Annotated in this window: 21 protein-coding genes; 13 read left to right on the forward strand and 8 right to left on the reverse strand. The window is 57.8% G+C overall.

Translation table 11 applies throughout. The features are described 5' to 3' along the window. Positions 1 to 68 precede the first annotated feature (68 nt). On the reverse strand, positions 69 to 1,472 hold the full coding sequence (locus G560_RS0108045; RefSeq protein WP_022703807.1) for an aminotransferase-like domain-containing protein: 1,404 nt from the start codon (positions 1,470 to 1,472) through the stop codon (positions 69 to 71). An 88-nt stretch (positions 1,473 to 1,560) separates the two neighbouring features. On the opposite strand from G560_RS0108045, the gene G560_RS0108050 reads away from it, so the two are divergent. Next, the gene (locus G560_RS0108050; RefSeq protein WP_022703808.1) at positions 1,561 to 1,776 is read left to right on the forward strand and encodes a DUF1127 domain-containing protein; all 216 of its coding nucleotides are present in this window, start codon (positions 1,561 to 1,563) and stop codon (positions 1,774 to 1,776) included. Between the two features lie 434 nt (positions 1,777 to 2,210). On the opposite strand, the gene G560_RS18800 is transcribed toward G560_RS0108050, so the two are convergent. Continuing rightward, positions 2,211 to 2,402 carry a hypothetical protein gene (locus G560_RS18800; protein ID WP_022703809.1) on the reverse strand — a complete coding sequence of 64 codons (192 nt, stop codon included), beginning with the start codon at positions 2,400 to 2,402 and terminating at the stop codon, positions 2,211 to 2,213. 216 nt (positions 2,403 to 2,618) lie between these two features. On the opposite strand from G560_RS18800, the gene G560_RS20970 reads away from it, so the two are divergent. Both G560_RS20970 and G560_RS20280 read left to right on the forward strand, forming a co-directional pair. Continuing rightward, positions 2,619 to 2,921: a hypothetical protein gene (locus G560_RS20970; protein WP_155947195.1), complete on the forward strand. Its 303-nt coding sequence runs from the start codon at positions 2,619 to 2,621 to the stop codon at positions 2,919 to 2,921. Then, the gene (locus G560_RS20280) at positions 2,918 to 3,511 is read left to right on the forward strand and encodes a hypothetical protein (protein ID WP_155947196.1); all 594 of its coding nucleotides are present in this window, start codon (positions 2,918 to 2,920) and stop codon (positions 3,509 to 3,511) included. Before G560_RS20970 ends, G560_RS20280 begins: the two co-directional genes overlap by 4 nt. A gap of 109 nt (positions 3,512 to 3,620) precedes the next feature. Here G560_RS20280 and rpsI read toward each other — a convergent pair whose 3' ends face one another. The 3 genes from rpsI to G560_RS0108080 form a co-directional block, all read right to left on the reverse strand. Beyond that, a complete protein-coding gene (gene rpsI / locus G560_RS0108070; protein WP_022703812.1) occupies positions 3,621 to 4,109 on the reverse strand; it encodes a 30S ribosomal protein S9 in 489 nt (162 codons plus the stop codon). Position 4,110: 1 nt separating this feature from the next. After that, positions 4,111 to 4,575 carry a 50S ribosomal protein L13 gene (gene rplM, locus G560_RS0108075; protein WP_022703813.1) on the reverse strand — a complete coding sequence of 155 codons (465 nt, stop codon included), beginning with the start codon at positions 4,573 to 4,575 and terminating at the stop codon, positions 4,111 to 4,113. A 149-nt stretch (positions 4,576 to 4,724) separates the two neighbouring features. Further along, on the reverse strand, positions 4,725 to 5,522 hold the full coding sequence (locus tag G560_RS0108080) for an SseB family protein (protein ID WP_022703814.1): 798 nt from the start codon (positions 5,520 to 5,522) through the stop codon (positions 4,725 to 4,727). Between the two features lie 172 nt (positions 5,523 to 5,694). On the opposite strand from G560_RS0108080, the gene G560_RS0108085 reads away from it, so the two are divergent. The 4 genes from G560_RS0108085 to G560_RS0108100 all read left to right on the forward strand — a co-directional run bounded on the left by G560_RS0108085 (position 5,695) and on the right by G560_RS0108100 (position 9,780). Continuing rightward, a complete protein-coding gene (locus G560_RS0108085) occupies positions 5,695 to 6,942 on the forward strand; it encodes a Na+/H+ antiporter NhaA (RefSeq protein ID WP_162140854.1) in 1,248 nt (415 codons plus the stop codon). A gap of 154 nt (positions 6,943 to 7,096) precedes the next feature. Then, positions 7,097 to 7,756, forward strand: a complete 660-nt coding sequence (locus G560_RS0108090; protein ID WP_022703816.1) for an ABC transporter ATP-binding protein — start codon at positions 7,097 to 7,099, stop codon at positions 7,754 to 7,756. Then, positions 7,740 to 9,371, forward strand: coding sequence for a KpsE/RkpR family capsule polysaccharide export protein (locus tag G560_RS0108095; protein ID WP_244870035.1), 1,632 nt, complete (start codon positions 7,740 to 7,742; stop codon positions 9,369 to 9,371). The genes G560_RS0108090 and G560_RS0108095 overlap by 17 nt, the downstream gene beginning before the upstream one ends. A gap of 187 nt (positions 9,372 to 9,558) precedes the next feature. Continuing rightward, complete coding sequence (locus G560_RS0108100) at positions 9,559 to 9,780, forward strand: hypothetical protein (protein WP_022703818.1); 222 nt, start codon at positions 9,559 to 9,561, stop codon at positions 9,778 to 9,780. A gap of 98 nt (positions 9,781 to 9,878) precedes the next feature. Here the strand turns inward: G560_RS0108100 and G560_RS0108105 are convergent, their stop codons facing one another. Together G560_RS0108105 and G560_RS0108110 are read right to left on the reverse strand one after the other, a co-directional pair. Continuing rightward, positions 9,879 to 10,319, reverse strand: coding sequence for a DNA polymerase III subunit chi (locus G560_RS0108105; protein ID WP_081647628.1), 441 nt, complete (start codon positions 10,317 to 10,319; stop codon positions 9,879 to 9,881). Positions 10,320 to 10,336: 17 nt separating this feature from the next. After that, positions 10,337 to 11,809 carry a leucyl aminopeptidase gene (locus G560_RS0108110; RefSeq protein WP_022703820.1) on the reverse strand — a complete coding sequence of 491 codons (1,473 nt, stop codon included), beginning with the start codon at positions 11,807 to 11,809 and terminating at the stop codon, positions 10,337 to 10,339. Between the two features lie 227 nt (positions 11,810 to 12,036). Here G560_RS0108110 and lptF point away from each other — a divergent pair, with 227 nt between their 5' ends. The 6 genes from lptF to rsmA are packed head-to-tail and all read left to right on the forward strand — an operon-like array spanning position 12,037 to position 19,628. After that, positions 12,037 to 13,182 carry an LPS export ABC transporter permease LptF gene (lptF, locus tag G560_RS18810; RefSeq protein WP_022703821.1) on the forward strand — a complete coding sequence of 382 codons (1,146 nt, stop codon included), beginning with the start codon at positions 12,037 to 12,039 and terminating at the stop codon, positions 13,180 to 13,182. After that, on the forward strand, positions 13,179 to 14,273 hold the full coding sequence (gene lptG, locus G560_RS0108120; protein WP_022703822.1) for an LPS export ABC transporter permease LptG: 1,095 nt from the start codon (positions 13,179 to 13,181) through the stop codon (positions 14,271 to 14,273). The genes lptF and lptG overlap by 4 nt, the downstream gene beginning before the upstream one ends. A gap of 32 nt (positions 14,274 to 14,305) precedes the next feature. Next, positions 14,306 to 16,420, forward strand: coding sequence for an LPS-assembly protein LptD (locus G560_RS0108125; RefSeq protein ID WP_244870036.1), 2,115 nt, complete (start codon positions 14,306 to 14,308; stop codon positions 16,418 to 16,420). 9 nt (positions 16,421 to 16,429) lie between these two features. Then, positions 16,430 to 17,737, forward strand: coding sequence for a peptidylprolyl isomerase (locus tag G560_RS0108130; RefSeq protein WP_081647625.1), 1,308 nt, complete (start codon positions 16,430 to 16,432; stop codon positions 17,735 to 17,737). A 3-nt stretch (positions 17,738 to 17,740) separates the two neighbouring features. Further along, positions 17,741 to 18,805 carry a 4-hydroxythreonine-4-phosphate dehydrogenase PdxA gene (pdxA, locus tag G560_RS18815; protein WP_022703825.1) on the forward strand — a complete coding sequence of 355 codons (1,065 nt, stop codon included), beginning with the start codon at positions 17,741 to 17,743 and terminating at the stop codon, positions 18,803 to 18,805. Beyond that, complete coding sequence (rsmA, locus tag G560_RS0108140; RefSeq protein WP_028913868.1) at positions 18,792 to 19,628, forward strand: 16S rRNA (adenine(1518)-N(6)/adenine(1519)-N(6))-dimethyltransferase RsmA; 837 nt, start codon at positions 18,792 to 18,794, stop codon at positions 19,626 to 19,628. Before pdxA ends, rsmA begins: the two co-directional genes overlap by 14 nt. A gap of 75 nt (positions 19,629 to 19,703) precedes the next feature. On the opposite strand, the gene G560_RS0108145 is transcribed toward rsmA, so the two are convergent. Beyond that, positions 19,704 to 20,537, reverse strand: coding sequence for a DUF4167 domain-containing protein (locus G560_RS0108145; protein ID WP_022703827.1), 834 nt, complete (start codon positions 20,535 to 20,537; stop codon positions 19,704 to 19,706). Positions 20,538 to 20,547: the final 10 nt, after the last annotated feature.

Genomic DNA, 20,547 nt, shown 5'->3' on the forward strand with positions numbered 1-20,547 from the left:
GCGCGCAAGCGCAGATTCGGTCAAGCCACAGGCCAAAATTCTGCCACCCCGAGTCAGGAATGCCACAGTCAGACAGAAAGTTCCGACGGCGGGCTGTCCAAAAGGCGGGCAAGACGGCGGCAGGCCTCTTCTATCTGGGCGCGGCTGTGATTGCCCGGCAGGGCCATCCGCACCGCATTGGGCGCACGCCCGTGAATCAGCGCAAATTCATCGGCAGAGCGCAGCAAAACACCCTCATTTTCCGCCATGCGCGCAAAAATAGACGCGCGCCACCCCGAAGGCAGGCGCAGCCAAACGAAGGGCAACCCCTGTTGCCATGACAGATCATAGGCGCCCAATATGTTTACAACGCCTTCCAGCCGATCGGTGAACCCGTCCTGCACGGCGCTGCGCAGCGCATCGGCGGTTCCGCTGGACAAAAGCGACAGGCACAGGTCTGACACGGGCCGCGCAAGGCCGAAAAAACTGTGTTGCGCCGTCAACCGCCCAGCCTGCCCCATCCCGTTGGGGCAGACGACGTAACCCAGACGCAAAGCTGCCGAAATGCTTTTTGAAAAGCTGCCGACATACCATGTCCGGTCCGGCGCAAGGGCGCGCAGGGATGGAATATTGCTATGCGCAATCGAATAACAATCATCTTCAATGATTTGAATTTCATAGCTTTTTGCAATATCCGCAATCTCGTGGCGGCGATGTTCGGGCATGCGCACGGTGGTCGGGTTCTGCGCCTCGGTCGTCAGGCACAGCACCTGCGGGCTGTGTTTGCGGCAGGCCGCCTCAAGCGCATCGGGGCGCAATCCTTCGTCGTCCACCTCCAGCGCCAACAGATCCGCGCGTGACAAACGGGCAGCATGGCGAAAGCCTGCATAGGCCAGATCCTCGATCAGAACCAAGGGCCGATCGCCGCGCAAACAGCATTGGAAAATCAGGTTGATTGCACTTTGCCCACCATAAGACAGCGCAATATCATCGGCAGTGACGCTGCCCAAAACGCGGCCCTGCAACCAATTGACAACCTGTTCGCGCAGCTCTGCCTCACCGCGTTGACTGGGGTAATCCAACCAATCGTTTGCCGATGTATCGGCCAATCCGGCAAGGGCCGCGTTGAACGCAGCACCCTGCCCCACATCGGGCATGCGAGGCGAGCGCATGTCAATTCTCCCCGCCAGATGCGCAGGGTCACGTTCGGCATAGAAACTTTGCGCAGGGCCAAAGCGCGGCGTGGCCGAGGCTACAAACGTTCCGCGCCCGACGGTCGCCGCCAGCAGCCCCTCTTGCGTGGCCAACTGGTAGGCACGCGACACGGTGCCGGGGGTCACCTTCATCTGCCAGGCCAATTCACGCACGGTGGGCAACTGGCTGTCGGACGGCAGAGTCCCAACCCGCACCGCCTCACGCAGCGCACGGACCAGCGCCAGATACTTGGGGCCAGGGAATTGTGTCAGGTCTGGCAGCCAATTTGTGTTGGTCACAATGTTCCTCTGGTGTTATTTTCGCAAGATTGCAATATTGTGTGCATACAGTCAATCCAGATTGTGCCCCTACAAAGTGAGGTGTTCCATGACATACCAGCAAATCGAGATGATGACCGCCCACCGCCCCTTGCCGCCCGTGGCAAACGCCGTGTTTGCGCTGGCCGTCACCGTGCTGGCATGGGAGCAACGCCAACAAACACGGCGCGCCCTGAAACGGCTTGATGCGCAACGATTGGTCGATATTGGACTGTCGCAAGACCAGGCACGGGCGGAATGCAAAAAGGTGTTTTGGCAGGCCTGACCAAAGCGCCTAGGCAGAGCGGCTTCGGCGATCAGGCCTGCTCATCTCGATGGCCGCATCGGCGTTTCTGCGAAACGACTGCGGGGCAACGGATCGACACTCTCGTCCGGCGTCGCTCGCGGTTTCTGAAAGGCTAATACGCTTACTTGCATGCCCGGTAAACCGTGTCGAAGGCCAAGGCTGGTGTTGGAAAATGGATTGGGGTCTACAGTCATGAACGACCACATACTGCGCTTGGCGAGCGACCAACTGCCGTGGTCTAATGAAACAACCACCCCAGATCAGCCGATGCAAAGAGGAGCTTACTTCCGATAGATTTTGTCCAAGAAATGAGGATTAGCTCGTCTTGCATAAAAAATGGGAAGTTCAAATTTTGAACTTCCCAACACTCGTAATGCAAAACCCAAAAAGGTGCGATTATGTTGCAAAAACAACTAACGCCCGATAAAATCCTTAATTTTACTGATCTCGTCCTGCGCCTTGCCCAAGACCGCCAGATAGGAAAAAGCATCAAACCCCTCATAGTCAGGACTGTCTGGAAAGATCTCAATAAGCAAATCGATCAATCCAGACAAAGTACTAACAGCCGCTTCGACTTCACACCCTGAAACTTCACCTTCGCTCAAACTACACCTCCAATGCGCTTACACACCCTAAAGCACAACCAGAAGTGCTGTAAGTCCAAAGAACAGACTTAACTTAGGTGGTCAAGCCTTTTCTTGCGGTTTCTTCAGAAATACTCTCGCCCAGGTTTTCTGACTGAATTGGAAGGCCCAAAAGATCATTTGGTTGATAAAAACCTGTCTTAGCTCTAATATGATGTCGAATTGAGGACATGTAAAATGACTGACATTGGAAAAACGGCGCATCTTAAACAGCTTTTGTTTAGTTTGGAAAAAGACCTTGGTATTCATGAGCTGGGAACAGTTCAGCAAAACATTCTGTACGCTGCCAGCTTGCTGAAAAACCGTGACGACCCGATTGAAACGGACGACATACGGCAACATGAGCTTGTGGCGTCCGTGGCAAGAAGTAGCTTTTTCAACGCCCTCAAATCATTGGTTGATGCGGGATACTTAAGACACATTGATGGGGCCAAAAGATCCCAGTATGTCCTAACTAAGAAGGTACAGGATGGCGTATGAAGAACACGAAAGTTTGGCGGGACTGGATGCTGCCCTTTTTGGTTGTATCCGCTGCGTATATTTTCGCGTTCGTGATAACAATATACGGCTTGCTGCCACTTCAAGCCGCCTACACGCCTGATCTGGAAAAATATGCCAGCCTGCTGTTTCTACCGCATGGCGTACGGGTTTTGTCTGCATGGCTTTTGGGCTGGCGATCAATCCCCCTGATCGCGCCAGCAGCACTGTACACGCATTTCCTAAACTTTGGTGCTGATGGATTCACTGTGCTTGGCTCGGCAGGCGCCATGTCAAGCGTCGTTGGCGCAACGCTTTGCTTTTGGCTTCTTGCCAAATTTGGAATGGATTTCAGAATATCGACTGGCAGAAATGTACACTGGCGAGATGTCATGCTTGCGGGTTTCTTTGCGTCCATCGTCAACACTGTAGGCATGGGTTACGTTTACCATCACAGCTATAAGACGATGACAAGCTATTTGATTGGTGACGTTTCAGGTCTGTTTGCCTGCATGTTCGTGCTAATGCTTGTCTTCAAAATGTTGAGAGGGTTGCAGGCCACTAAGTTGCCATCGTGCTTATTGACCTACTAGGGCATCGCCGATCGGCTTGCGACTAATTTCCAAACTCTTTATCAGAAAAAAGGCGCAGTAAAAACTGCGCCTTTTCCATAACATAGCCCGTTCTACAGTGTTGAAAAAATCAACGCTTGGAGAACTGGAAGCTCTTACGCGCTTTGGCTTTGCCGTATTTCTTACGTTCAACCACACGGCTGTCGCGGGTCAAGAAGCCAGCGGCCTTCAATGCGGCGCGCAAGGTTGGATCGTAAAGCTGCAAAGCTTTGGAAACACCATGCTTTACCGCACCGGCTTGGCCCGAAAGACCGCCACCAGCCACAGTCGCCATCACGTCAAACTGGCCTTCAACGCCAGCAACGGTGAACGGCTGACGCAGAATCATCTGCAACACAGGGCGGGCAAAGTATTCGGCCATCGTCTTGCCGTTTACCACAACCTTACCCGTGCCCGGCTTGATCCAGACGCGGGCAACCGCATCCTTACGCTTGCCGGTTGCATAGGCACGGCCCAACTTGTCACGCATAGGTTCGCGCACAATTGCGGCCTGAACAACAGCCGCAGGCGTATCCGCCACAGCCGACTTCAGATCGTCGAGAGATTTGATTTCCGACATATTATGCGCTCCGCGTGTTCTTGGGGTTCATCGCAGCAACGTCAAGAACCGTTGGGTTCTGCGCTTCATGCGGATGCTCGGCCGATGCGTAAACCCGCAGGTTTGTCATCTGCTGTGCGCCAAGCGAGTTGCGGGTGATCATGCGTTCAACCGCTTTCACCACAACACGCTCTGGGTGCGCGCCGTCCAGCACTTGGGCAGCCGTGCGGAACTTAATCCCGCCCGGGTGGCCAGTGTGCCAGTAGTAACGCTTGTCCGCGCGCTTGTTGCCGGTCATCTGGACTTTGTCAGCGTTAATCACGATGACGTTGTCGCCCATGTCCATGTGCGGGGTAAAGGTCGGCTTATTCTTGCCGCGCAGGATACTAGCCACGATTGTGGCGAGACGGCCCAGAACGATGCCTTCGGCGTCGATCAAGATCCATTTCTTGGTAATATCCGCAGGCGTTGCGGTAAAGGTTTTCATGTCACAGCCTTTGAAGTGTTGCGGGGAACGCCCCCGTTATCTCGGATGCCGTTGTATCGTTGAAGCGCTGCGCGCCGTCAAGCCGCTTGACCTTTAATTTTCAATGCGAAAACAATGGTTTATAAAATAGGTATAATAATACCCCACACCTACCGCAGTTTAGGCGGGCTTAACGGGTCCATTCCAGGGGCAGCAGGCCCAGCAGGCACCACAGCAGCAGGCGCAGGCAAGTCAAACCGCAGCGCCACCCGCGCCATCCGGTCCACAACGGGCAAATCAGCCGCAAGGAAGGTCACATCCATTTCCCCCGCCTCAACCCCTGAAAACGTCAGCGCCTCGCTTGCGGCCCGTGTCAGCGCCGCTTCTGCCCCGGGGGCAGCCCCGATAAAGGCCAGCATATGGCCTTGGCGACCATCCTCATACCGCACAGCGGCCAGCAAGGCGGCCTGTGCCAGCCCCCCTGCCCGCGCCAGCTTGCCATCCAGTGCTTGCATCAGGCTGGTGGGCAAACCGCGCGGGGCCTCAAACGCGATGGGCCGCGCGGTGACATTGGCGGGCGCATGGTCCAAGGTTTGCGAAAGCCATATCAACGCCTCGGGTGACACCAGAAATTCCGCCGCGCCCACGCCAAGGTTCACCCCCAGCGCCACGTTTTGCCCCGCCAGTTGCGCGGCAATCACCCGCCCCGGCAATTCGGCATAGGGCACCGGCGCATCCGTGGTCGCAGCCAACCGTTCCTCGGTGTCATAGGCCAGCACAACCTGCGCACCGTCGATATCCACGACCACAGGCTCCACAGCCCCGCCGTCCGCCTCGGCCTCTAGCATCAGATATAGCATCCCGTCGGCCAGCCGCGCGTAATATCGCATACGGGCCGCGTCATCCTCGGGGGCGGCCATCATTGCGCCATACGCCGTATCAAGCCCGCTTTCGGTGATGTCAGTCATCTTTTGCCCCCAATTCCTATCATTGCCTTTGCCTTAAATGGGCCGCGAAACAAGAACAAGATGCAAGCGCGGCACACCTGCGGCATTTCATCCGCGATCAATTGCAGCCCACCCGCGACACGCCTATGAAGGCCCCAATCCGATCCACCCGTTTCAAAAGGCTGCCGCCACCGTGACCTCTGCATCGCCCTATCTTATAACCTATGCAAAAGCGCTGTTGGCCGGTGCAGCGATTGCAACGCTTGCGGTCAACATCGACGCCGGCACCTATTACGACATTATCGAATGGCACCCGTTCGACAGCAATCCGCTGGCTAAGCTGCGGCTGTTCTATCCCGGCTTTACCCTTGCGACAGTCGTGTCCAGCCTGCTGATGCCGCTTTTCGTGCTGCTGATCGCCAAAGAGCTGTGGGAGGCGTTGGTGCTGGAACAGGGCACCTTGCGCGGCAAACTGGCCGTGGCACCCTTGGTCATGGTCGCCGGTGGCATGATCGTCTCGGCCCTTGTCTGGCAAGGTCTGACCGCATGGCTGGAAACCGCCGAAGAGGCCGTGGACGCGACCGGCTGGGTCATGCCCTTTGGCAGTGATATGGTGCTGGCCTATTTCTTTGGCCGGATGATTTTCGGCAAAGGCCACGCGGCCCTTCAGGTGCTGTTGTTCCTGTGCATTATGGACGGGCTTTTGGGGCTGGTTCTGGGCGGTGTCGCGGCACCGATCAACTATAACTTCCGGCAATTGTGGTTGATATTACCGCTTGGCGCCGCCGCTTTCGGCTATTTTGTGCTGACCAAACCGCTGCAAAGCCCCACTGTTACGGAACGTGACCGCCTGCGCGCGGGGCGGCTGTGGCCTTGGCTGGTGCTTGGCTTTTTCAGCTGGATTGGTATGTCTGCATCGGGCTTGCCGCCCCTGCTTGCGTTTCTGCCCCTGCTGCCTGTTATGCTGCACGGCGACCGCAGTTTCGGCCTGTTCGCCGAGGCAGAGGGGTTCTTGAACGACCCGCTGAACCGGGTTGTGCACTTTCTGACAGTGCCGGTCGCGGTGATCCTGTTCTTATTTGGCCTGACCCGCGGTGCGATGGACTTGGGTGCTTTTGGCCCGACCACATGGATCATGCTGGGGGCTTTGTGGTTGGGGAAACCTCTAGGCATATTTGCCACCGCGGCCCTGCTCAAAGCGTTGGGTCGCCCCTTGCCCAATCGCTTGGGCCTGCCTGAAATGGCCTATATCGCGGGTTTGATGGCGATTGGCTTTACCTTCCCGCTGATCGCTTTGGAAACCGCTCTGCCCGGTGGTGCTATGCAAGAGGCCGCGCGCCTTGGTTTGGGTCTTAGCCTGTTGATCGGGCCTGCGCTGGTGCTCGTGTCCCGATACGCCTTGCCGCTGCCACGCAAGGGGGGAAAAGCGACCAAGCATTAACCTTGCTGAGATTCAAGGCTTTCGACATAATGCTGACAGAATGCAGGCGTAGACCGCGCCATAAGGCAGGCGACTCGGGACACAAGAGTCGTTAATGAAAATGCTGTACTCCGGACAAAACCGGAAACAAGAGGCGAAAACTGAAAGCAGTTTAATGATTGCGTTTGAAAATGTGAGCAAGTCCTTTTGGACCGGCAAGACCCGCAAGGTGATCCTTGATCAGGCGTCGTTTCGCGTTGAAAAGGGCAATTCGCTTGGCATTCTGGCCCCAAACGGCGCTGGCAAAACCACCATTATCAACATGATGGCCGGTCTTGAAAAACCGGATGAGGGCGAAATTATCCGCACCTCGCGCATTTCATTTCCGCTGGGCTTCATGGGCGGGGTGATGAATAAACACACCGGCACCGAAAACGCCCGCTATATCGCGCGGCTCTACGGGCTTGACCCCGACTATATGGAAAGCTTTTGTCGCTGGCTTGCCGGTATCAACGAATATTTCGACATGCCGGTCGGCACCTATTCCTCGGGCATGCGCTCGCGCTTTTCCTTTGCCCTGATGCTGGCGCTGGAATTCGACTTTTACCTGATCGACGAAGGCATGCCCTCCACCGGCGATGTCGAGTTTAACAACAAAGCCGGTGCAATCTTACGCCAACGTCTTGAAAACGCAACCATTATCGTTGTGTCGCATCAGGCATCGACCCTTGAAAAATTTTGCCGTTCGGCCGCCGTGCTGCGCAATGGGCAGCTCTACATGTTCGACACCCTAGAAGAAGCGAAACGTCTCTATGACTATGAAGCTCACAGCTAAGCGGTTCCGCATTCGTCGTCCGGAATTCCCCCCTGCGCCAGCCGAGGCAAAGGCGGACGCGGGTTTGTTTGACAACCATGATGACGGGTTCGGATCGGGCAATTTTCCCACAGCCAACCCCGCCAATCTGTCCAGCCCCGCCGAAGTCGCATCGGACGAGTCGATGGATAAAATCCGCCACGAAGGTTTGACAGGCCGGCAATTGCGCATGGCACGCAAACTGGCGCAAAAACACGGCCTGCCCGCAACATCCGACTTTGACGCCGTGCGCTTGCTGCGCGCGGCAGGGGTCGATCCGTTCCAACGCACCTCGATGCTGGATCTGGTGACTGCGGGCGGCAAACCCATCCAACCAGACGAGTCGCGCGCCTTGGCGAAACTGCCAGCAGGTGACGGCGTGCAACTGCCACAGACGATCAAGCCTATTCAAGTCCCCTCAACCCAAGCACGGGCCGAGGTGAACCATGTTGCCGACATAATGAAAATCCAACAGGACCTAGCCAAACGCAGGCGTCGCAAATCGATGCTGCTGATGATGCGGCTAGCGTTCTTTGTGCTGTTGCCGACGATTGTCACGGGCTGGTACTACTACATGGTTGCGACCCCGCTTTACGCGACCAAAACCGAATTTGTGATCCAGCAGGCGCAAAATCCGGCGGCGGGTGCGGGTGGCCTTGGTGGCTTGCTGCAAGGCTCTCCTCTGGCGACATCCCAAGACAGTATCGCGGTGCAAGGCTACCTTCAGTCACGCGAAGCGATGTTGCGATTGGACGGCGACCATCAGTTCCGCGAACATTACAGTGATGCGTCAATCGACGTGATCCAACGCTTGGAACCAGGGGCAACCTTAGAAGCCGCTTATAAGGTCTATCAACGCAATTTCCAGATATCCTATGACCCGACCGAAGGTTTGATCAAGATGGAGGTCATCGCGACCACCCCTGAAAAATCTGTCGAATTTGCGCAAGCCCTCATCGGTTATGCCGAAGGGCAGGTCGATCAACTGACCCAGCGCCTGCGCGAAGACCAGATGCAAGGCGCCCTCGAAGGGTTCAAGGATGCCGAGTCCAAGATGCTGGTGTCGCAACGAAATGTGGTTGAACTGCAAGAAAAGTTCAAGGTCGTCTCGTCCGAGGTTGAGGTGTCTTTGATTACCGCCCAAATCGGTCAATTGGAAAGCCTGTTGTCGCAGGACCGTCTGTCCTTGCAGCAAATGAAATCCAATGCCCGCCCCAATGCCGCACGGATGGACCCGCTGGAGCGCCGGATTGGCGCGTTGGAATCGGAAATCGGACAGTTGCGCGCCAAGCTGACCGAAGGGGCCGAAGGCGGCGAGTCTCTGCCGCAAGTGCAAAGCGAATTGTTGGTGGCGCAGGCCGATGTGCAAACCCGCCAGTTGATGTTGGCCCAAGCGATCCAATCGATGGAAACCGCGCGCGCCGATGCCAACCGTCAGACCCGCTATCTGTCGCTTTCGGTCAAACCGATCCCGCCGGATGAGGCAACCTATCCCCGCGCCTTTGAAAGCACCTTGGTCGCAGCCCTCATCTTTTGCGGCATCTATCTGATGATCTCGATGACAGCGGCCATTTTGCGCGAACAAGTTTCGGCCTAAACGGCACCCAAAACGACAGAACGGTGCAGGCCCTTGCATGGTCTTGCACCGTTTTTATGACAAGATCACGCACAAGCCATGCATTTGCTGCAATGCGGCAATTCCATATCGTCCGTTTAACCCTCGCACCCATAAGGATATATTAGCGATAGGGAAGATAAACTGACCAAAATTAAGGAGTTTCCCAATGGCTTATATCAACGCAGTAAAACCAAGCTTTTCACTGTCCGGCATCCTGACACGGCCCTTCGTTGCCGTATGGAATTTCCTGATCTTGCTGGCCGAAGCGCATCCAAAGATGACCGCAATCAACAAGTTGAACGCCCAAAGTGATGCGCAGCTTGCCGAACGTGGCACCAGCCGCGAAGCCGAAATTCGCAGAATTTTCTCGGGCCAGTTCTACCTGTAAACCCGTTTTAGCTCTAAGCCCGTTTTACCTGCAAGGTAAGCTGCAACGGGTTCGGCTCAGGCCCGCGCGACCTTTCATCGGGTTCCGCGGGCCTTGCTTTATCCAGCCTTCTTTTCCCAACTACCGCCAGCGTCTGACCAATATTGTGCCGCAAGCCCCGCCGCAGTCAGCGCCTTCCATTGCACGCGGGCGGCGGCAACGGCATCTTCATTCTGCCCATCAAACAGAATAAAAACCCGCTCCAACCCTTCGGCCTCTGCCACGTCGACCAAGGCACCATCAACCGCCATAAGGGCTTGGGCCGCGTTGCCAATCGGCCCGCGTCCCAGCAAAATAGGCTGGCGGGCATCATCCGGCCCGCCCTCCATTCCATGCGGCAAAAACGCCTCGTCCGGCCCGTGCCACAGCGCCGTATCCAGCTCGTCCAAACCTGCCGCATCCGTGCCGCGCAGCATCACCCGCCAGCCGGCCTGCAAAGACCGTGTCAGTAAATTGCGCGCCGTATCATCGGCGCGCGATGTGGTCAGGTGGTAAAACATCACCACGCCCACGGAGATCAGCCTTCAAACTTGTCGCGGATCATCCGGTCCAGCGCCATAACGCCCCAACCCGTCGCCCCTTTGGGTGCCAGCGTGGTATCGGATTTCACCAGCGCCGTGCCCGCGATGTCCAAATGGCACCACGGCATCCCGTCCTTGACGAACCGTTTCAGAAACTGCGCCGCCGTGATCGCACCGCCATCACGCCCGCCCACATTCATCATATCGGCAATCCGGCTTTTCAACTTAGCGTCATAGGCCTCGCCCATCGGCATCCGCCACGCGCCTTCGCCCTCGGCCTTGCAGGCCTTCAAGAACGCATTGCACAGATCATCATCATTCGAAAAAACGCCTGTGTTTTCATGGCCCAAGGCCACAATAATCGCCCCCGTCAAGGTGGCCAAATTGATCATGCCCACCGGATTAAACCGTTCCTGAACATACCACATGATATCGGCCAGTACCAAACGCCCCTCGGCATCGGTGTTAATCACCTCAATCGTGTCGCCTTTCATGGATTTGACCACGTCACCGGGGCGTTGCGCGCGCCCGTCCGGCATGTTTTCGACCAGCCCCACAATCCCAACCACATTGGCCTTGGCACGCCGCAGCGCCAGCGTGCGCATCACGCCTGACACAACACCAGCCCCGCCCATATCCATCGTCATATCTTCCATCCCGCCTGCTGGCTTGATGGAAATGCCACCCGTATCGAACACCACGCCCTTGCCAACTAGCGCAAAAGGGGCCTCCGATCCGCCGCCATTCCACGACATGACAACAACCGATGACGGGCTTTCCGACCCCTGCCCCACACCCAACAGCGCGCCCATACCCAGTTTGGCCAAATCGGCCTCTTCCAGAATTTCAACCTCCAACCCCAGTTCCTGCATTGCGGCAAGACGGGCGGCAAAATCATCGGTGGTCAGCACATTGGCCGGTTCATTCACCAGATCGCGGGTGAAAAACACGCCTTCGGCCACGGCCGCCATCGGTTTGGCCGCCAGCGCCACCGCCTCGGGGTCTTTGACCATCATCTTGACCACACCGCGCGCGGTTGGCTCGCCCGTCTTGTGCGGCTCGAAATCATAGGCCCGCATCGCAAGGCCGAATGACACCTCCGCCGCGCGCACCATTGATCCTGCGAGAACCAGCGCGCCCGATTTGCCAACGGCACGGCCAATTGCAGCCCCAGCTTTGCGCGCGGTCGCCACATCAGCGCGCGGGCCTGCCTTGACGATCTGCAACGCCTCCGCCGCCAAACCCGCAGGCCAGGCAAGATCGGCACTTTCGCCCGCCTTAACCTTGCCCCAAGCATCCGAGCCCAAAAACCGGTTCAGCGCACCCTTGGTCAAACGGTTCAACCGCCGCGCCGCAGGGCTACGGGCCGTATCATCCTCGGGGGCGACCAACAGCGCCACGCGGCCAGCAAAGGCCGCAAGCACCTCAAGATCGGTTTCCAAAAACTGAATGGGCAAAGGATGTGTCATATCGGGTCAGGTCCGCTGTTTGGGTCGCGGGGTCAGGCAACACAGTCGCCCCCCACATAATCCCACAAACCCTAGCCCCACCCCATCCGGTTTACCAGACCCGACAGAAACCCGTCATAAAGGCGTGTTTTTGCCCAAACCACCCCCGACACTCCCCAGATATAAGTTTTATCCGGCGGCGAATTCCGTTAGTGTCGAAACAATGTAAAAGTGAGGAGAAACAGCGCGTGTCCAGATTCGACAGATATTTACTGTCGCAATTTCTTGCGCTTTTCGGATTTTTCTCACTAATTCTGGTATTGATCTATTGGGTCAACCGCGCCGTGGGCCTGTTTGACCGGATCATCGGTGATGGCCAATCCGCGCTGGTTTTCTTGGAAATCTCGCTTTTGACCCTGCCAAATGTGATCCGCATTGTGCTCCCCGTATCGGCCTTTGCCGCCGCCGTCTATACGACCAATCGCCTAACCCAAGACGGCGAATTGGTGGTGATGCAGGCCACTGGGTTTTCCGCTTTCCGGCTTGCGCGCCCTGTCCTTTACTTTGGACTCTGCGTGACCTTGATGCTGGTCATGCTTTACAACGTAATCGTTCCCGCTAGCCGCACCGTTCTGGCTGAACGTTCGTCAGAAATCAGCGCCAATGTCACCGCGCGTTTGCTGGTCGATGGCACGTTCATGCATCCCACCAATGGCATCACCTTTTACATTCGCGACATTTCCGACACGGGCGAACTTCGCGATATCTTTCTGACCGATACGCGGACGGCCGGCACCTCAACAACCTTTACGGCACGGCGGGCCTTGCTGGTGCGCGGCGATATCGAACCCAAGTTGATCATGTTCGACGGGATGACACAATCTTATGACGCCGCCAAAAAGCGGCTCTCGGTCGTTCACTTTTCCGATTTCACTTATGATTTGGGTGGTATGCTTGCCGCAGGTGCTGCCTCTGGCCGCAGTCTCGAAGAACTGTCGACTGCCGAACTTTTGTTTCCGACCCCTGCACTTCTGCAAGAAACGGGGCAAACCCGCGCGGCCTTCTTGTCAGATGGGCACGCCCGCATCGGCCAGCCCTTTTTGGCCTTGGCCACGTCTCTTATAGGCTTTTCCGCATTGCTTTTGGGCGCGTTCAGCCGGTTTGGCCTTTGGCGCCAGATCATCGGGGCGATTGTATCATTGATTGTGGTGCAAATGGTCAACAACGCTGGCTTTGCCGCGTCGCTTACCTCGGACAGCGCTTGGGTTTTGGTCTATGTCGCACCGATGCTTGGCATCGGGGCATCGGTGGTGATGCTGTGGGTCGCCCAACGGCCCCGCCGCCGCCACATCGCAGGCCCTGGCCCAAACAGCAGCGAAGGGGCCGCCGCATGACACTTAGCCTGTACTTTGTCATGCGGTTTTTGAAAGTGGTCGCACAGGTATTTTTTGTGTTCTTCGGCATCATGATGCTGACCGACATGGTCGAACAGCTCCGCCGCTTTTCCGCACAAAACATTTCCCTAACTGATGCGGCCACCTTGGCTTTGCTGAACATACCCTCCAGTTTATACCGCATCTTGCCACTTATATTCGTCCTTGCGGCGATTGCGCTGTTTCTGGCACTGGCAAAAAGCAGCGAATTGGTGGTGGTTCGTGCAGCGGGGCGGTCGGGGCTGCGGTTCTTGCTGGCCCCCGTCACAACCGCTTTGGCCCTTGGAGCCTTTGCGGTTGGTGTGCTCAATCCTTTGGTCGCGGCAACGTCCAAACATTATGACGACTTATATGCCCGTCAGGCCCGTGGCGCAGAAAGCGTTCTGTCGCTCAGTGAAAACGGTCTATGGTTGCGTCAGGGCACCAGTGACGGACAAACCGTCATCAACGCCGCGCGCGCAGATCGCGAAGGCACGCGCCTGTTTGGTGTCACCTTCCTGATCTATGATCAAAACGGCACGCCGATCCAGCGGATCGAGGCCGAAGAGGCCGTTCTGGAAACCGGCGCATGGGCGCTGACCCAAGCCAAATACTGGGATCTGACCGCCCCGAACCCCGAAGTGTCGGCCGAGGTGAAACCCGCCGCCAGCCTTGCGTCGGAATTGACCCGCGACCGGATCCGCGACAGTTTTGGAGACCCGTCTTCCATTCCGATCTGGGCCTTGCCCGGCTACATTCACAAACTTGAACTGGCCGGATTTTCCGCAAGGTCGCACCGCGTCTGGATGCAAATGGAAATGGCGCTGCCCCTGCTTTTGGCCGCCATGGTCCTTGTGGCCGCAGGCTTTACCATGCGCCACGCGCGGTCTGGTAAAATCGGGCAAAGCGTTCTATTTGCGCTTGCAGGCGGTTTTGCCATCTTCTTTCTCCGCAACTTCGCGCAGGTTTTGGGTGAAAGCGGACAAATTTCGGTCTATCTTGCGGCTTGGACCCCCCCTGTCGCCGCCATTTTACTGTCCCTCGGGTTGTTACTGCATTTGGAGGACGGCTGATGCGTCTTGTGTTGCAAATCTTGTGTCTTTTCTTGCTCACAGCCACTCCGCTGCGCGCGCAAGACCTTGCCTCGCTTGTCGCGGACCGTGTGGCCATCGCCGGCAATGATACGCTTGTGGCCCAAGGCAATGTCGAGGTCTTTCAAAACGGCAAACGCCTGAAGGCGTCAAAAATCACCTATGATCGTGGCGCGGATCTGTTGTCGATCACCGGCCCAATTGTCCTGACAGATGACGCAGGAACAATTGTTCTTGCCGATCAGGCCGAACTCTCTTCCGACTTCTCCGATGGCATCTTACAAAGCGCGCGGGTTGTGCTTGACCAGCAGTTACAGCTGGCCGCCTCCGAAATGATGCGCATCGGGGGGCGCTATACCAGCTTGAACAACTCGGTTGTGTCGTCATGCAAAGTCTGCGCATCCAACCCCACCCCTTTGTGGGAAATCCGCGCAACGCGTGTGGTTCATGATGCGCAGGAACGTCAGATCTATTTTGACAATGCCAGCTTCCGCGTCGTCGGCGTGCCTGTCTTTTGGGTGCCGTATCTGCGCATGCCAGATCCCACCCTGAAACGTCAAACAGGGTTTTTGGCACCGTCGTTCCGTACCACCAGCGATCTCGGTTTTGGCGTAAAGGTGCCGTATTTCATTCGCATCGGCGATGACAAAGATCTGACCGTTACGCCCTATGTGTCCTCGAAAAACGCTCGCACATTGGAATTGCGGTATCGTCAAGCCTTTGACTCGGGTCAGATCGAATTCACCGGTGCCTTGTCACGCGATCAACGCTTGCTCGGCCAGACGCGCGGCTATTTGGCTGGCAAAGGCCAATTCGCTTTGCCCCGTGATTTCACCCTGTCGTTCTCGGGGACAATAGTATCCGACAACGCCTATCTTTTGGATTACGGCATTTCTGCCGAAGACCGGATCGACAGCCGTATCGAGGTAACCCGCACGCGCCGCAACGAATATATATCCGGGCGGCTGATCAATTTTCGGTCCATCCGCGACCTTGATGTGAACAGCACCCTGCCGTCCATCGTTACCGATGTCACCTATCAACGCCGCTTTTCGCCCGGTTCCATTGGCGGCGAAGGCGGGTTTCGGCTCCAATCGCACAGCCATTATCGGAGTTCAAACAACCCGCTCTATAGTGATCTTGATGGCATCAGCGATGGCATCAGCGATGGCCGCGATATGTCGCGCCTATCCATGACTGCCGACTGGCGACGCAACTGGATTTTGCCGGGCGGTGTCCTGGCCGCTGCTTTGACCGAAGTAAACGGCGACTACTACCGCATCCGTCAGGATAATGCGTTTGCAGGCAACAGCTTTCGCGGGGCAGCAGGCGCGGGCGTTGAATTGCGCTGGCCTTGGGTCAAATCGGGCGCAGGTGGGGTAAACCACGTGATCGAACCCGTGGCGCAATTGGTTTGGGCCCGCAAATCAAACAGCAATATCCCGAATGAAGACAGCGCCTTGGTCGAATTTGACGAAGGTAATCTGTTCTCGGTTAACCGTTTTCCCGGCGCGGATGAAGTGGAACAAGGCCCCTATGCCAATCTTGGCATCGGCTATACCCGCTATGACCCTGCGGGTTGGTCGCTTGGTATCACGGTTGGCCGCGTCTACCGCACTGCGAACAACGCTCAGTTCAGCGCGGCGTCCGGTCTTGCGGGCAAATCGTCGGATTGGTTGGCTGCCGTTCAGCTTTCCATCGCAAATGGCGTGTCCTTGACCAATCGCATGGTATTTGACGACCGTTTCAAATTGACAAAAGGCGAAATGCGCCTTGCCTTGGACCGCGAAACCTATGGCGTTTCATCCTCTTACGTCCATCTTTTGGCCGATGCCCGTGAAGGCCGCATTGATGATGTTTCCCAGGTCACCTTGGACGGCCGCTATGATTTCGCCCCGAACTGGGAGGCAAAAGTAAGCACACGTTATGATTTTGTCGCCAACCGCGCGGCCTCGGCAGGTCTTAACCTTGCATTCCGCAACGAATGCCTCAAACTCGATATGGCCCTTGCGCGCCGCTTCACCTCGTCGACCAGCATCAAGCCGACCACCAGTTTCGGCCTCTCCGTCGACCTTTTGGGCTTTGGCGGCAAAGCGAAACGCGGCCCCGCTGCCGCTTGTAGCGGTTAAGGTGTTGCCATGACCCCAACCCACAGAGTACCACAGTTTCAACAGATCGCCGCCGAAAGGCCGAATGATCCTTGCGAAGAGAAGAAAATGATGATCCGCGCCGTAGTCAAAGCCCCCGCCTTCACACCTCTGGCCCTCATTCTCGCATTGGCCGCCCTTTTGCTGGGTGCCGCCCCGATCCAAGCCCAAAACCTGTTTGCGCCGCGCGTCTATGTCAACGACCGCGCGATAACAGAATTTGAGGTGCAACAGCGCGTGCAGATGCTGCGCCTGTTCCAAACCCAGGGCGATCTTGAAAAAGAGGCGCTGAAAGCGTTGATAGAAGACCGCTTGCGCATGTCGGCGGCCAAGGCGCTGAAGATCACCGCCACGCCCGAACAGATTATGGGCGGGATGGAAGAGTTCGCCTCCCGCGCAAACCTGACGGCTGAACAGTTTGTTGCGGCATTGGGTCAGGCAGGCGTCTCGGCAGAAACCTTCCGCGATTTCGTGCAGGCCGGTTTAGTGTGGCGTGAAGTCGTGCGCGCCACCTATGTGGGCCGCATTTCGGTATCAGACGCCGAGGTAGACCGTGTCCTTGCCAAAGGCGATGGTACCACAGGCGTGCGTGTCCTTGTGTCCGAATTGGTTATTCCTGCCCCTGCGGGTCAGGAAAAGGCAGCGCTCGACCGCGCCAACCGTATACGCTCGCAAATCACCTCTGAAAGCAGCTTTGCCGCCTCCGCGCGCCGTAATTCGGCGGCTGCAACAGCGGGCCGTGGCGGGCGATTGGAGTGGATGCCACTGGCAAACCTGCCCGCAGCGCTTACCCCCGTGATCCTTGGCCTTGCCCCGGGTGAAGTGTCGCAGCCAGTCAATATGGGGGGGGCGGTTGGCTTGTTCCAACTGCGCGCGATTGAAAAACCGAACGGCCCCGGCGTGGGGTCGGTCAATGTCGATTATGCCCAATACAGCCTGCCCGCAGCAACTGGGGCCGCAGAGGCCGCCACCATCCGCGCCAAGGTTGACACCTGCAACGATCTTTATGCCATCGCCAAAGGCCAGCCGGCAGACCGCCTGATCCGCGAAACCAAGCCTGCATCGACGCTGCCCACCAACACAGGCCGCGCCTTGGCCTCGCTGGATCCGGGCGAAAGCGTCGATTTCCCCAGCGGTGCGGCCCATGTCTTCTTGATGCTCTGCGCCCGTAATCCGGTGGCTGACGATAGCGCGACCCGAGACAGCATGCGCGAAAAGCTTATCAATGAACAGCTTGCCGCCAAGGCCCAAAGCCTGCTGGAAGAGCTGCGCTTTGACGCCATCATCCGCGAACCCTAAGATATGGCGCAAGCTTTGGCCTCAAAGCCCGTCGCGCTTACCTGCGGCGAACCGGCGGGCATTGGCCCTGAAATAGCGGCCCATGCGCGCAAGGCGCTGGGTGCCAGCCTGCCGTTTTTCTGGATCGGCGATCCCCGCCACCTGCCCGCAGATTGCACCTTTCAGCTGATCGACACGCCCGCGATGGCCGCCGCCGTGCCACCCCATATCCTGCCGGTGTTGCACCACCCGTTTACCGGCCCCGCCACAGCGGGGACCGCCCAACCCCGCCATGCCGCCGATGTCATCGCCGTGATCGCACGCGCCGTGGCATTGGTCCAAGCAGGCGCGGCGTCAGCGGTCTGCACCGCTCCCATCAACAAAAAAGCCCTGAAGGATGGCGCGGGTTTCGCCTTTCCGGGCCACACCGAATACTTGGCCAGCCTTGGCGGCGTCGACCGCGTTGTGATGATGCTCGCCTGCCCCGACCTGCGCGTGGTGCCAGTGACCATCCATATCCCGCTGGCCGATGTGCCGACCGCGCTAACGGCTGCAGCCCTTGAAGACACCATCCGCATCACCCACGCCGCCTTGATCCGCGATTTCGGGCTGCCTGCCCCACGCATCGCCGTAGCAGGCCTGAACCCCCATGCAGGCGAAGGCGGCGCTATGGGGCTTGAGGATTTGACCCTGATCACCCCCGTGTTGGACCGTCTGCGCGCCGAAGGAATGCACATCGCAGGTCCCTTACCCGCCGACACGATGTTTCACGCGGCCGCCCGCGCCCGCTATGACGTGGCGGTTTGCATGTACCATGACCAAGCCTTGATTCCGATCAAGACCATAGATTTTGCGGGTGGCGTAAACCTGACCCTTGGCCTGCCGTTCGTGCGCACCTCGCCCGATCATGGCACCGCTTTTGACATTGCAGGGCGCGGCATTGCAGACCCAACCAGCCTGATTGCAGCGCTGCGCATGGCGCATGAAATGGCGGCCGCGCGTCAAGCAGCGGGGGGGGGCACACCCCCCGCACCCCCCGTGGAGTATTTGTTCAAAGATGAAAGCGGGGGCGATGATGGCCGCGATTGATGGGCTGCCCAGCCTTGCCACCGTTATTCGCACGCATGATCTGGTCGCCAAAAAACAACTAGGCCAGAACTTTTTGCTGGATTTGAACCTGACGTCGAAAATCGCGCGGTCGGCAGGCGATTTGACGCAATGTGATGTGCTGGAGGTAGGTCCCGGCCCCGGCGGTTTGACCCGCGGTTTGCTGGCCGAAGGCGCGCGCCGCGTGCTGGCGGTTGAAAAAGACGCGCGCTGCATGCCTGCCTTGGCCGAGATTTCCGATGCCTATCCTGGGCGATTGGAGGTATTGAATGCGGATGCTTTGGGCCTTGATATATCGACCCATCTGACACCGCCTGTGCGTGTGGTCGCCAACTTGCCTTATAACATCGGGACCGAGCTGTTGATCCGTTGGCTTTCACCCGCGGAATGGCCACCGTTCTGGACCAGCCTGACGCTGATGTTTCAAAAAGAAGTGGCGCAACGCATCGTGGCCAAACCGGGCGACAAGGCGTATGGACGCCTTGCGCTTTTGGCCCAATGGCGCACCGATCCGAAAATCGTGCTGACCTTGCCTCCAGAGGCGTTCAGCCCCCCACCCAAGGTTCATTCTGCCGTGGTGCATCTGACGCGACTAGAGGAACCCCGATACCCCGCCAATCCGGTGATGTTGTCACGGCTGACCGCAATGGCCTTTAACCAGCGCCGCAAGATGCTGCGGTCCAGCCTGAAGGGCATGGGGCCTGATATTGAGGACCGGCTGAATGCAGTTGGTATTGCGCCCACGGCCCGCGCCGAAGAAATCTCGCTTGAGAAATTTTGTGCGCTGTCTCGCGGGTTTGACTGACCATTCAAGCAACCATTGCGCATAAAAAAAGCCGGGTGCATCGCTGCGCCCCGGCTTTTCATCACTGTGCCACGCTTATTCAGCGGCTTCGTTATTGGTCCGGTCAGGGCCGCCGTCGGGCTTTGGCTTGCGCGGCCCACGTGGCTTGCGCGCAGCTTTTTCGCCTTGTGCAGGTTGGGCTGCATGATCGGTCGCGGCGGCAGGCTGCCCAACCGATTGCGGCTGTTCCTCGGTTTCGCCAGTCTGCGGTTTGTGACGGGGTTGGCGGTGGCGCGGCGGGCGACGGGTTTCCGGTGTCTCTACAAGGCCAGAGTCCGACTCACTTGCGTCGGCATTGTCTGCGGTGCTTACAGGCTCGTCCGAGCGCTGGTTGCGATCACGGCGGTCATCGCGGCGCGGTTCATCGCGGCGGACATCACGACGATCGTCTTTGCGTGGTTCATCCCGCCGTTCATCCCGACGCGGCTCATCACGGCGCTCGTCGCGTGGCACATCGGAACGATCGTCGCGCAGATCTGGCTGCTGACCATCGTTGCGCTCTTGCTGCCGGTCGTTCGGCCGATCCTGCTGCCGATCACGCTGCTGATAATCGCGCTGCTGGTTCTGTTGGTTCTGTTGGTTCTGGGCGTCTTGCTGGCGGCGCTGGTCCTGTTCGGCCTGCATCTCGCGCATCGCTTCGGCAAGCATGCGTGTGTAATGCTCGGCGTGTTGCAGGAAATTCTCTGCGTTCACGCGGTCATTCGACAGCTGCGCATCGCGCGACAGTTGGTTGTATTTGTCAATAATTTGCTGCGGCGTGCCACGCACTTTGCCTTCGGGGCCGGAGCTGTCGAAGACGCGGTTGGTGATGTTACCGAGGGTGCGCGGGCGGTTCGTTTTCGAACGCGAGCGGGACTTGGAAGATCTCATCTTGTCCTTT

The sequence above is a fragment of the Pseudorhodobacter ferrugineus DSM 5888 genome, assembly GCF_000420745.1.
Classification (GTDB): Bacteria; Pseudomonadota; Alphaproteobacteria; order Rhodobacterales; family Rhodobacteraceae; genus Pseudorhodobacter; species Pseudorhodobacter ferrugineus.